15 protein-coding genes are annotated in these 12,939 nt (G+C 42.9%); all 15 read right to left on the reverse strand.

What is annotated here, in order from left to right:
* Window positions 1–19: 19 nt before the first annotated feature.
* Window positions 20–586: a TIGR01440 family protein gene (locus GOP56_RS14800; protein ID WP_163245938.1), complete on the reverse strand. Its 567-nt coding sequence runs from the start codon at window positions 584–586 to the stop codon at window positions 20–22.
* 1 nt (window position 587) lies between these two features.
* The gene (rpiB, locus tag GOP56_RS14805) at window positions 588–1,043 is read right to left on the reverse strand and encodes a ribose 5-phosphate isomerase B (protein WP_003334235.1); all 456 of its coding nucleotides are present in this window, start codon (window positions 1,041–1,043) and stop codon (window positions 588–590) included.
* A gap of 183 nt (window positions 1,044–1,226) precedes the next feature.
* The gene (locus tag GOP56_RS14810) at window positions 1,227–1,706 is read right to left on the reverse strand and encodes a low molecular weight protein arginine phosphatase (RefSeq protein ID WP_003334234.1); all 480 of its coding nucleotides are present in this window, start codon (window positions 1,704–1,706) and stop codon (window positions 1,227–1,229) included.
* 29 nt (window positions 1,707–1,735) lie between these two features.
* Window positions 1,736–2,296: a manganese efflux pump MntP gene (locus tag GOP56_RS14815; RefSeq protein ID WP_003334233.1), complete on the reverse strand. Its 561-nt coding sequence runs from the start codon at window positions 2,294–2,296 to the stop codon at window positions 1,736–1,738.
* A gap of 82 nt (window positions 2,297–2,378) precedes the next feature.
* Window positions 2,379–3,458 (reverse strand): L-threonylcarbamoyladenylate synthase, encoded by a 1,080-nt coding sequence (locus tag GOP56_RS14820; protein ID WP_068792172.1) that lies wholly within the window; start codon window positions 3,456–3,458, stop codon window positions 2,379–2,381.
* Between the two features lie 185 nt (window positions 3,459–3,643).
* A complete protein-coding gene (gene spoIIR, locus GOP56_RS14825) occupies window positions 3,644–4,411 on the reverse strand; it encodes a stage II sporulation protein R (RefSeq protein ID WP_163245939.1) in 768 nt (255 codons plus the stop codon).
* An 86-nt stretch (window positions 4,412–4,497) separates the two neighbouring features.
* A complete protein-coding gene (prmC, locus tag GOP56_RS14830) occupies window positions 4,498–5,397 on the reverse strand; it encodes a peptide chain release factor N(5)-glutamine methyltransferase (RefSeq protein ID WP_163245940.1) in 900 nt (299 codons plus the stop codon).
* Complete coding sequence (gene prfA, locus GOP56_RS14835; protein ID WP_003334228.1) at window positions 5,384–6,457, reverse strand: peptide chain release factor 1; 1,074 nt, start codon at window positions 6,455–6,457, stop codon at window positions 5,384–5,386. Before prfA ends, prmC begins: the two co-directional genes overlap by 14 nt.
* A gap of 176 nt (window positions 6,458–6,633) precedes the next feature.
* Window positions 6,634–7,080 carry an ATP-binding cassette domain-containing protein gene (locus GOP56_RS14840; protein WP_003342288.1) on the reverse strand — a complete coding sequence of 149 codons (447 nt, stop codon included), beginning with the start codon at window positions 7,078–7,080 and terminating at the stop codon, window positions 6,634–6,636.
* An 87-nt stretch (window positions 7,081–7,167) separates the two neighbouring features.
* Entirely contained in the window at window positions 7,168–7,776 is a 609-nt protein-coding gene (locus GOP56_RS14845; RefSeq protein ID WP_163246862.1) for a thymidine kinase, read from the reverse strand.
* Window positions 7,777–7,992: 216 nt separating this feature from the next.
* A complete protein-coding gene (rpmE, locus tag GOP56_RS14850) occupies window positions 7,993–8,193 on the reverse strand; it encodes a 50S ribosomal protein L31 (RefSeq protein ID WP_003334225.1) in 201 nt (66 codons plus the stop codon).
* A gap of 128 nt (window positions 8,194–8,321) precedes the next feature.
* On the reverse strand, window positions 8,322–9,581 hold the full coding sequence (locus GOP56_RS14855) for a radical SAM family protein (protein WP_163245941.1): 1,260 nt from the start codon (window positions 9,579–9,581) through the stop codon (window positions 8,322–8,324).
* A gap of 71 nt (window positions 9,582–9,652) precedes the next feature.
* Window positions 9,653–10,561: a M23 family metallopeptidase gene (locus GOP56_RS14860; protein ID WP_003334222.1), complete on the reverse strand. Its 909-nt coding sequence runs from the start codon at window positions 10,559–10,561 to the stop codon at window positions 9,653–9,655.
* Window positions 10,562–10,627: 66 nt separating this feature from the next.
* Window positions 10,628–11,920 (reverse strand): transcription termination factor Rho, encoded by a 1,293-nt coding sequence (rho, locus tag GOP56_RS14865; RefSeq protein ID WP_163245942.1) that lies wholly within the window; start codon window positions 11,918–11,920, stop codon window positions 10,628–10,630.
* A 54-nt stretch (window positions 11,921–11,974) separates the two neighbouring features.
* On the reverse strand, window positions 11,975–12,937 hold the full coding sequence (gene glpX / locus GOP56_RS14870; RefSeq protein WP_163245943.1) for a class II fructose-bisphosphatase: 963 nt from the start codon (window positions 12,935–12,937) through the stop codon (window positions 11,975–11,977).
* Window positions 12,938–12,939 lie beyond the last annotated feature (2 nt).

Genomic DNA, 12,939 nt, shown 5'->3' on the forward strand with positions numbered 1-12,939 from the left:
CAACCCAAGTTGCTTTTCTTTAAGTACAAGTTAATTGATCAATACGTTCATAAACTGCTCGTGCTCCGCCAATCATTTTTGGTCGTGTATAGGCTGCTGTAAGATGAGCCTCTCCTATTTGTTTACGACTAAGTCTAACTGGAACTACCACGTGCTTCAGATGCATGCCGATAAAGGTATCTCCAATATCAAGGCCAGCATCTGCTTTTATATGCTCTACCACAGCCGGCATTTGCATATGCTGATAGGCATAGGCTGCCATAGCTCCTCCTGCCCGCGGTACCGGAATAACACTTACTTCTTCAAGTCCATATTGTCTTAAAATAGAACGTTCTACAACAAGGGCACGATTTAAATGCTCACAGCATTGAAAAGCAAGCTGAAAGCCTGTTTGTTGCCGAGCTTCTTCAATCCCCTTCCAGATAGCGCCAGCTACTTCTTCGCTACCTGCTTTACCAATATGCTGACCAATCACCTCGCTCGTACTGCAACCGATCACCAGAAGCTGGTCAGCACGCAACTTTGCTACCTTACCTAATTCCAGCACACAGTCCCTGATCTCTTGCTTGAGACGAGCAATTTCCACTTTACTTCACTCCCGAATATTTGGCCTCAATATCCATCACTTTCTTAACGCGATTCTCATGACGGCCACCTTCAAAATCAGTTCCTAGCCAAATTTTCACAATATCAAGAGCTAGGCCAGGTCCAATCACTCGCTCTCCCATCGCTAGCATATTCGTATCATTATGCTCACGAGTTGCTTTGGCAGAGAATGTATCATGAACTAATGCACAACGAATTCCACGTACCTTATTAGCCGCAATGGACATCCCAATACCTGTCCCACATACTAAAATACCTCTGTCAAACTCTCCAGAAGCTACTTTTTCCGCAACAGGCAAGGCATAGTCTGGGTAATCAACAGAGGTCTCGCAATTACAACCAAAATCTTCGAACGCAATCTGCATGGATGTTAAAAGCTTTTTGATCTCTTCTTTTAGATGTACTCCGCCGTGATCGGCTGCTAATGCTACTTTCATTGTGCAATCCCTCACTTTTGTCGTCATATGATGTATTATACATGATTATCCTAACGAAATACAGTATGGAAACTACGAAAAGCTTGTTTTACCAACAAAACACAAACATTAATCAATAAAATAAATTAATCGTTCGTGTTTTAAATAAATAAGGTCCTGGGAATGTTCCAGCACCTTTTTCACTCATTCCATATCCTGACGATACTCGTTATTCTTTTCGTTTACGATCTTTAGTAGTTTTTCGCGTACGGCTTGTAGATCCTTTTCTAATTCCTGAGCTGTAGCCCGATATATCTCTAAGCTTCCACCGTAAGGATCTGTAATATCACCTTGCTCTCCATACGCATACTCTTTTAATGAGTATACCTTTGCCGTCGCTTCAGGAAAATGACTCAAAATTGCTATTTTATGCCCTTGAGTCATCGTAATGATAAGGTCAGCCTGATTTATTTGGTCATTTGTTATCTGTTTCGAAGCATGCTCATGCGCTAGTCCCTTTTCCCCTAGCACCTGTTGGGCATGCAAGGAAGCAGGCTGCCCCTCAAACACAGCAACTCCCGCTGAGGCAATTTCCATTTGTAAATCCTTTACTTGTTCACGGAAAAGAACTTCTGCCATGGGACTTCTGCAAGTATTGCCCGTACAAACAAATAAAATTCGCATGTTCTGGTGCCCCTTTCTGTCCACACTACTTACAAAATAAATTTTAAACCAAAAATCAGCAGGATAACACCGCCAATAATTTCACTATATTCACCCATCCAGCCTCCGACGCTTCTCCCCAGCAGTAACCCAGCACAAGACATCATCCCTCCAACGATACCAAACATGCTAACTGCCAGCCATTTGTTCACTGTCATCAAACCAAGTGAGAAGCCAACTGATAGGGCATCCAAACTAACACTAATAGCAAATAAAATCAGTCCAAGACCTGATGTTTTCACTATACTCCCCTCATTTTCTCCAAAAAAGACGCTCCATAACATATGTACGCCAAGGAGAATCAAGATACTGCCTCCAATGAAAATAGCGATATCTCCTACTATATCAGAGAGATAGGAGCCGATTGCAATGCCTAATAGAGGCATAGCAACATGAAAACACCCAATCATAATGCTGATGTTCACAATTTTACGCAACCGTAGACCTACCATACCAAGCCCAATACCCAGTGAGAACGCATCCATCCCCAACGCAATCGCAATTAGTAGTAATGTTAGAAATTGTCCCCAAAGAAATACTGTAGCGTCCACACTCTTCCCCCCTGTCTTTTTCACCTTATGCGGACAGGGAGGTAAACATTCTTTTTCTATAACAGGTTGTTCCTTTAGATGTTTAGGCCTTTATAATTCGATGAGATGCTGCTTTTTCTAAACGATTCATTACAGCGAGCCCAAGACCCTCACGTGGATACGTTTCCGCTAAAATAAACTGAATCTGCTCCTCATCAAATCGGCGTAAGTCCGTATACAAATCCTGAGCTACTTCCTCCAATGATGCCAATGAACCACATTGAAGCGTTACATCTACTAGAGCATGATTATCCCAGTGCTTCAGATGTTCCCTAGGTACCATTACTCCTGTTGTTAATCCTTGTTCTTTTGCTTCTGTTAAAAGCTCCAGCATTTTTGCTCTTACTTTATCCTCTTGACCAGATACTAACCATAAATCTCCTTTAGGGGCATAATGCTTATATTTCATTCCAGGCGAGATTGGTTGTTCCTTTTCCTCCGTTAAGAAAGCCGGATCAATTGCCACCTCTCCGATTACACGCTCAATTTGCTCCACAGTAATACCACCTGGTCGATGAATCATCGGCGGTTCCACTGTCATGTCTATTGTCGTAGATTCCACACCTACACCTGTGCTTCCTCCGTCTACAATCCCTGAGATTCTTCCAGCTAAATCCTCTAGGACATGCTGAGCTGTAGTAGGGCTTGGACGTCCAGAGCGGTTTGCACTTGGTGCTGCTATTGGAACGTGTGCCTGTTTAATCAATTCCAACGCAACAGGATGATCAGGCATGCGTACTCCCACTGTAGATAATCCAGCCGTTACTTTGGAGGCGATTCCTGCTTTCTTGGGTAGAAACATTGTAAGTGGACCTGGCCAAAATGCCTCCATCAACTGTCTTGCTTTTACAGGGATGTCAGTGGCCACAGTGTCTAGTTGTGATTTTTCACCAATATGGACGATCAGTGGATTATCACTCGGTCTACCCTTAGCAACGAAGATTTTTTCCACAGCCTCATCAGATAAAGCGTTCGCCCCTAGCCCATAAACCGTTTCGGTAGGAAACGCAACAAGCTCTCCTGATTCGACAAGTTTTGCTGCATCCACAAGATGTGCACAACTTTTTTGTTCTTCCACATTCTTATCCACAACCCAAACCTTTGTCAGTATATTCTGTTCCATCCGATAAACCCTTTCTTATTCGTTATTCGTGCTCGCTTCGCTTCCATAGTATATGTTTTTCGAAAAAAGTTTTCAACAGGCTGTGGGTAACCTGTGGATAAAACTATAGATTTTTGTGACTTTTCTATTAAAAAAAGCCTATCCGCATAAGACAGGCTTGAGGGGGAGCAATGTTATTTCCCGGTTTAAAACCAGGAGCGAAGTTTATCCCATAGAAAGGAGCGCACTTCGACGTTAGAAGCTTGTTTATTAGGTGAAATAGCTGGTATATCAATATTCTCCGTCATTTCCTTCTGTCCAATACCTGCATCTTTTTTGTTGTAATAATCAGAATTTTCTTTATCAAATTGCAGTTGCAAGTCTTTATTTCCCACTGTATCGTGTTCAGATTCTTCCACTTGTACCGCTTCTTCCACAGCACCTGAAAAGTTATCCACAGTTTCTTCCCTTTTCGCAATTCCGTCCCCATTCGATAAATCAATAAAGCATAGCGGAGGAAATAAGACACACCACCAATTTTGTCCTTCTGCTTTCCCAATGCGTACACGCAGAGCTTCATAATCACCCGCAGGATAAATATAGGAACCGTATTGCTTAGTAGGAAATTCAACTCGGCCAAAATATACCTCTGCCGGATAGGAATAGCCTCGATCAGCAATTGTTTTATCCACAACTTTTTTAATCTCGTTCATATGATCAGCTACAAGTAGACGAGCTTGGTCATAGCTATGAATCTCTTTTATCCATTTGTTCATTTCAGCAATAATCGCATCACGCACTTCACGTTTTAGCCATTGATCCTCGACGGAATCGCTATTTGCCAATATACGCAGCCGAATAGATTCTTGTGGAATCGGACCATTGTTATGTATATTTGCCGATGCCAGTTGTCCTTCCCAGCTTATCAACGCGATCATTAAGCCAAATAAGATAAAAAAGAACCGTTTCATCATAACCAACTCTCCCCTCATGTACTGTTTCTCTAGTAAACAGTATGGACACAAAGAGCCTATGATAAACCCGGTTCTATAAACTATTTTTAATTGTGTAGTCGATAGCCGACAATTATCCGATCAATACCTGCTAAATCAGGATAAATGAATACTTCGTCAACGGCGCCTGATTCCTTCATCAGTTGAGCTACCGTATTCGCCTGATATATCCCTACTTCAAAAGCAACCAGTCCTGTCGGTGCCAGCAATTGCGGTAATGCTTCACATATTCTGCGATAGAAAATATAGCCGTCCGCTCCACCATCAAGAGCTAAACGCGGTTCATAGCCAAGAACTTCCCTGTCCAATTCGTCTACATCCGTACTTGGAATATAGGGCGGGTTAGATACGATGATATCCACACGCTCACCTGTTTCCAGGATTGGCTCAACTAAATCCCCTTGTATAAAACGAACTTTTTTTTCTACATCTAATCGCTCAGCATTTTGCTTGGCAATCGCAATCGCATCCAAAGAAATATCCACAGTCGTTAGTTGCCAATTCGGCTTCTCCGCTGCCAGCGTTAACGTAATTGCTCCACTGCCCGTCCCAAAATCTACAACAGATAAGGGCTGTTCTGCACTCCAAATTCGTTGGGAATGCAAGAGAACCTGTTCTATTAACAATTCTGTTTCTGGACGCGGAATCAATACACCTGGAGCTACAATAAAATCACGTCCATAAAAATTTTGTTCCCCCAAGATGTACTGAATCGGTTCATGAGCAGCTCTTCGCTTAAGTAACATTCGAATAGAAGCTATCTCTTCCTCTTTAATCGGATCAGGCATAGATGCTAAGAAGCTCGCCCGATTCATCTTGAGTACATGACGAATCATTAATTCAGCTTCAAACCGCGGGTCCTTTGTTCCGGCTTCTTCTAAAAAGGAAGAAGCCCAAAGCAGGGCTTCTCTTACATTATTTATCGAATCCATCTTATGCGCTGGCATCGTTTTTCATTAGCTCCGTTTGCTCGTGCATAATGAGATTATCAATAATTTCATCCATATCTCCATCGAGGATACCTTCCAGACGATGAAGCGTCAAACCAATACGGTGATCCGTTACGCGACTTTGCGGGAAGTTATAGGTACGAATACGCTCACTGCGGTCACCAGTACCTACTAAGGATTTACGGTTCGCATCAATTTCAGCGTTCGCTTGTTGACGGTAGAAATCAGACAAACGAGCACGGAGAATTTTTAATGCTTTATCCTTATTGGAATGCTGAGACTTCTCATCCTGACAAGATACCATGATACCAGTCGGTAAGTGAGTAACACGCACCGCTGATTTGGTAGTATTAACAGACTGTCCACCCGCTCCGCTAGAACAGAACGTGTCAATACGGATATCTTTATCACTAATTTCTACGTCTACTTCTTCAACCTCAGGTAATACCAGAACAGTAGCTGTGGACGTATGAATACGACCGCCAGACTCTGTAGACGGTATGCGTTGTACACGATGTGCGCCGCTCTCAAATTTAAGCTTGCTGTAAGCACCTCTACCGTTTACAGCAAACACGATTTCTTTAAAGCCACCAATATCAGTTTCATTCGCTTCCATCACGTCAATTTTAAAGCCATGACGCTCTGCAAAACGAGTGTACATTCGGTATAAGCTTGAAGCAAATAAAGCCGCTTCATCTCCACCTGCCGCACCACGAATTTCAACGATAACGTTTTTATCATCATTCGGGTCTTTTGGCAGTAGTAAGATTTTCAGACGATTCTCCAGCTCTTCCTTGCTTTTGGACAGCTCAGCGATTTCCATTTTAACCATTTCACGCATCTCATCGTCCAATTTCTCTTCAAACATAGCCTTGGAATCATCAAGTTGAGTAAGAACAGATTTATATTCACGGTACGCGGTGACCATATCTTCCAAAGAGGATTGTTCTTTGGAGAGTTCACGTAGCTTTTTTGTATCACTAATTACGTCGGGGTCACACAAAAGGTTTGTAACTTCTTCGTAACGCTCTTCAACAGCAGATAGGCGTTTAAACATAGCTTCTCACCCCATTTTTCCCAATTTCCTGTAAGCTTTTTGTATATAAGCTATAAATCAATGCATAACATCAAAAGTATAGTAGATTTCGCTTTGAAAGTCAAAGGATTTACCTATCCATTTATATGCATCACAGAAAGAAAAACTCGGCTTACATACCGAGTTTTTCCCCTTTCCTATGAATGATGCCCATCGTAGGAAGTTACATGAAAATCGTAGCGTTTGCTCTTTTTATGAAGGGCATCTATGACATGATGCTCAATCTTTCGAGCTTCTGCTGCTGTTACATTCGGCTTAAGATCAAGCGTGACATACACGTCTTTTTCACGGATCGAGACACGCGCATTTTCTACACCTTGAACCTTCTTCGCTTCTTGTTCCATTTCCTTAAGCAACTGAGGAGTTGCCTTTTGTTCGCCCATAGCCTTATAAGGCTTTTGCTCCTTGGGAACGCGCTGCAGTTTCTGCTGCTGTCGCATCGCTTGATGAATCGCTTGCTTTTGTTCCTGCTGCTGTACCTTAGGCTGAGTACTTGAAGCACACCCGCCTATTATCATCCCTAAAGTGACAGTAAGTAAGATTTTACTTAAGAATAGGCTCGTCCCATTATTGTTGTTTTGCATCAAAAAAGCCACCTCCCGCTTTGCCTAGTGTGTGCAAGCACTCTCACACCCATGCAAAAAAAGAGATAGCTCTCCTATCATTTATTGTTACTTACCATTATCGGAGTCAACAGACAAGGTTTTAGGAATTCCAGGCGGCTGATAGTAGTGTCTACGGCAGACGCTACTATAGGTTTCCTCTCCACCTATTTGAATGGTTTCCCCTGTGTATACTGGTTTACCTTGCTGGAATTTCAAAATATGTGTCGCCTTTTTATTACAGAAAACACAGACCGTTTTAATTTCCTCAATCTTATCGGCTTCACAGAGCAAAGCCTGACTACCAGCAAATAATTGATTTTTAAAGTCTTTTAGCAGTCCATACACGATTACAGGGATATTTAATTCATCCACAATTCTCGCAAGCTGTCTAACGTGTTCTTCCGCTAAAAACTGCCCCTCATCTACTAGCATACAGTGAGGCTTCTCTTGCTCGTCCTTCACAACCCGATACAGATCAGTGGTATTCTGAATCGGAAATGCCTCTCGTGAAATCCCGACTCTGGACGCTACCATCCCTATACCATAACGGTCATCAATTTCCGGTGTGAATACCATTACCTTCTTGCCGGATTGTTCATAGTTATGTGCTACTGTAAGCAATTGAATAGATTTGGATGCGTTCATTGCACCATATCGAAAATACAATTGAGCCACTCCGCATTCTCCCTCTTTCGCCATTCTTTTCTTTACTTCCGTTCCAAGCAACTGTAACATCATATCACTTTATGGGAGGAACGCCAATGGAGAGTCACCCAATATATTAAAATCAACCTCGAAAGTCACACAAGCTCCTCTCGTGAATAAAAGCTCGATAACAACAACAAGACCAGGTAGAATACTTTCCACCTGGTCTTTGCCTTTTTCCTATAATTAGGAAAGATTGTATTTGCGTTTGAAACGATCTACACGGCCGCCAGCATCGATAAACTTTTGTTTACCAGTGTAAAACGGATGGCAAGCGGAGCAAACTTCTACGCGAAGGACATCTTTTACAGAGCCGGATTCGAACTCATTGCCACATGCGCAAGTTACTTTAACCATTTTGTAGTTTGGATGAATACCTGGTTTCATCTCTATGCACCTCTTTCCGCCCTGAATCGTTTGCCGAATCAGAGTTATATAAACACATAAGTGAATAGTATCACGTCTATGTTTCTATTGCAACCATCCTAACTTGATTGGAAGGAAAAGTCTAATTCCTATTTTTTCTGCCTGCGCTGGTTCTCAGGCGGGACATGCGTAAATGATCCAATCACCACATCAGGTAATTCCTGTTGATAGATTTCAATCGCCTGCTTCATACCAAATATTTCCCCTTGGGCTTTTGGAATCATAGCTAAATAGCTTTCTGGATCAATATTTAGATTACGCAATTGAATTAACTTAATACCTGTTCGCTTGATAAATTCGATCATTGCTTCCATCTCTTCTTCCCTATCAAATACACCTGGGAAGCACAGATAGTTAATGGATGTGTATACACCTTGGCTTGCTGCGTACTCAGCAGAGCGTGCTACATTTTCAAGCGAGTAGCCACGCGGTCGGTAATAAGCGTTGTAATGCTCCTCAATTGCACTGATGGTACTAATTCGCATAAGATCAAGACCTGCATCAACAATTCCTCTAATATGATCGGTTAATCCAGCATTTGTATTAATATTGATGTAGCCCATGTTCGTACGCTCACGAACGCGTCGCATTGCCGGAATAATAATCGACGCCATAGTAGAGGGCTCCCCTTCGCACCCTTGTCCAAAACTAATGATGCTGTCTGAGGTTTGCAGGTGATGCAGCATTACCTCTACTAGCTCGTCCTCCGTTGGCCTGAAATTCATACGGGTCTGAGGAGAAGGGAAGCCACTGTCATCAGGTTGCTCCGAAATACAGCCGTAGCAACCAGCATTACAGGTTTTAGATACGGGTAAGCTGCCTTCCCAACGATGGAAAAAGTTGTTGGACGCAGTCAAACACTCATATTCTAGAGCACAGTGAGATAAGTGCTGTAAAATTCTATTTTCCGGAAATTGCTTCAGAGTAGCATCCACTTTACCGCGTAGCTCTTCCATCGGAAAATGATCTGGGTTCCAATTATGTGGTTCATCACTTTTTCGGGCAGCCACCCAAAAAGCATCATCTTTCCATACGACCGCCGTGTAACCAAATAGAGGAAACTTACTCTCTTTGTTCGTTTTGATGTAACCAGGAAGTAATAAGCGTGTAAAACCTTGCGGGATCAACGCTCCTACCGCAGTATAACCATCCAGCTTAATCATTTCACCCGTGTCCTCATCCATACCTACTGGAACCGTATCAGGCAAACTAACCAATGTTGAGCCCTCTGGCAGAGGAATCAATTCTTCCTCAAGGATCTCCGTCAGGATGTCACCGTTTCTGGCAATCGCCAGAACAGCTTGATGGTCATACACCTGGCCTTTTTTATCCGCATACACCAAATACATGAATTACATCCGCCTCTCTTTTCTGCTGGAGACAATTGTAGCGTATTGAGAGAGCATTGTAAACGTGGAGACTACTTCCGTAAATAGCGCATGGGATTAAGCGGAATGTCGTCCTGTCTTACTTCAAAATGCAGATGGTAGTCAGTAGAATCCCCTGTTTTGCCCATAAAACCAAGCACATCACCTTGATGCACATACTGCCCGGCTACAACATTAATCTTGCGCATATGTGCATAAAAGGTTTGCAGTCCATTCCCATGATCCAACACTACCATTCGTCCGTATCCGCTACGAATTGCCCCAGCCTCTGCTACGAATCCCTCTTTTGCTGCCATAATAGGTGTATTGCCTCGCCGTTCATTCCATAAATCAACACCTTTATGCATTTTGCCCCATCGTGATCCAAAATCGCTTGTTACAGTCGGTGCTGGAATTGGCCACTCCATTACACGGTTTAGATTTACGCTTCTACTAGCTACCTGTGCCATTTGTCTTCGCATATCAACAGTTCCTGCTAATGCAGATCCACTAGCTTCTACTGGGATCGTTAAGCGTTGTCCCTGATACAGACAATCTGGAATTGCCTTGAGCAAGCGATTGTGATTTATAATTTCATCTTTGGATACCTGATATCTGCGGGCAATGAGCTCTAACGACTCACCAGCCTCTACCGTGTGGGTCATCTCTTTGGTATTGATCACTAGCTTCATCCCAATTCCCACCATATTAGGATTCCTCAGTTTATTGTCCTGGATCAATTGTTGTAACGTAATTCCAAATTGTTCTGATATACGTGAGAGCGTGTCCCCTTTTTGAACGGTGTACGAAGCGATGGCACGCTTGCTTTTGGATACTTTATGATTGATATCAATTGACGAGTACGGATTAAACACCTCAAACAAAGCCTGCTCCACGACAGCCTGTTTTGCTTCTCCACTACTTTTCCACTCCGTCATAAGTGTTGGGTGATTGGCATCCATCCGGGTAACCTCCCCTCATGTGCATATGACTATCCTATGCGCCAATCTAAAAAAAATGACGGGGGATTAACCCGCCGTCGTCGATGTTGTATATGTTTTTCCCTTTGATGTCTTTGCAGGGTTAATGCTATCAAGACCTTGCAAGAATTCCTCGTTGGTTTTAGAATCACCTAATTTTTTCAAGAACGTTTCCACAAAATCATGACTTTCGTTCATGTTCTTACGAATTACCCACAACTTATCCAATTCTTCTTTGGACAAAAGCATTTCCTCTCGGCGTGTACCAGATCGTCTAATATCGATAGCTGGGAATATCCGGCGCTCTGCCAATTTACGATCCAAATGTAGCTCCATATTGCCTGTCCCTTTAAATTCTTCATAAATAACATCGTCCATACGAGATCCCGTCTCTACCAAAGCCGTAGCCAAAATAGTTAAGCTACCACCCTCTTCAACATTTCGAGCGGAACCAAAGAATCTTTTCGGACGATGGAAGGCAGCAGGATCAATACCCCCTGACAGCGTACGACCACTTGGTGGAATAACCAGATTATAAGCACGGGCCAAACGGGTAATGGAATCTAAAAGAATGACAACATCCTTCTTATGTTCTACTAAGCGTTTTGCTCGTTCCAAAACCAACTCTGCAACTTTAATGTGGTTCTCCGGCACCTCGTCAAAGGTAGAAGCAATAACCTCGCCTTTAACAGAGCGTTGCATATCTGTTACTTCCTCTGGACGCTCATCAATAAGCAAAACAAATAGATGAATATCTGGATTATTAGCAGAAATGCTATTGGCGATTTCTTTTAGTAGCATAGTTTTACCAGCCTTAGGAGGCGCTACAATCAATCCGCGCTGTCCAAGGCCAACAGGTGCTATCATATCCATCAACCGAACAGAAAGCCTAGTAGGTGACGTTTCCAACGCAAGTTTTTCTTGAGGATACAGCGGTGTTAAGGCGGGGAAATGTAGTCTTTCGGATGCCATCTCAGGGTCCTGACCGTTAACAGCTTCTACTTGCAATAATCCGAAGTAACGCTCTGTTTCCTTCGGCGCTCTCGCTTTTCCTGATACTAAATCTCCATTCCTTAGATCAAAACGTCGAATTTGGGACTGGGAGATATAAATATCTTCGGGGCTAGGTAAATAATTGATAGGGCGAAGGAAACCAAACCCTTCCGGTAAAATTTCCAACACGCCCTCCATAAACATAAGTCCATCTCGCTCAGCCTGAGCTCGTAATATGGCAAAAATTAATTCTTTCTTCTTAAGTTGTGAGTAATAAGGAATTTGAAAGTCTTTTGCCAACTTATACAAATCGGTTAATTTCTTTTCTTCTAATTCTGATAAAAGCACGTATTATTCCACCACTCTTTGCACTTTCTACTATTATTATTTCCTAAAAATTACCTATAATACTAACCCAGGTTTCTTTTCTAAGCGGTGGTTACCTTCAATGAAACGAATCGTTCCTGTTTTGGCTCTCATTACCACAGAATGTGTTGTCGCTCTCGTTCCCTGAAAACGAACGCCTTTCAGCAATTCTCCATCCGTAACACCCGTAGCTGCAAAAATGGCATCGTCTCCTTTAACCAACTGATCCATATGCAAAACCTGGTGTGGGTTGGTCAGACCCATCTTCAAACATCGTTTCAGTTCTTCATCATTTTGAGGCAATAATTTGCCCTGAATTTCTCCACCTAAACACTTTAGAGCTACGGCTGCTAAAACCCCTTCAGGAGCTCCACCTGATCCAAATAGAATATCCACACCTGTATCAGGAAAGGCAGTATTAATTGCTGCCGCTACGTCTCCATCTGGAATTAATTTTATACGGGCTCCGGCTGCACGAATCTCTTCAATAATGCGACTATGCCGATCCCTATCCAGCACACAGGCGACTAAATCGCTCATATCTTTTCCATTTGCTAGAGCAACAGCTTTTAAATTATCACGTATTGGCGCATCAATGTCTACTTTCCCTACCGCATTGGGGCCTACTGCAATTTTTTCCATGTACATGTCAGGCGCATGCAACAAATTCCCTCTATCGGCAATCGCAATGACAGAGATAGCATTCCATGTACCTTTAGCTACAATGTTCGTCCCCTCAAGCGGATCGACTGCAACATCTACGAAAGGCGCCACACCCTGCCCTAATCTCTCCCCAATGTAGAGCATAGGCGCTTCATCCATTTCGCCTTCCCCAATTACTACAACACCATCCATAGGTATATTCTCAAATTCAGATCGCATCGCTTGTGTTGCTGCCCCATCTGCTTCATCCTTTTTACCTGTCCCCATCCATCTTGCGGAAGCCAAGGCCGCCGCTTCCGTTACACGAACCAATTCAAGTGTGAGACTGCGCTCCATCT

The sequence above is a fragment of the Brevibacillus sp. 7WMA2 genome (assembly GCF_010748895.1).
Lineage (GTDB): Bacteria > Bacillota > Bacilli > Brevibacillales > Brevibacillaceae > Brevibacillus_B > Brevibacillus_B halotolerans.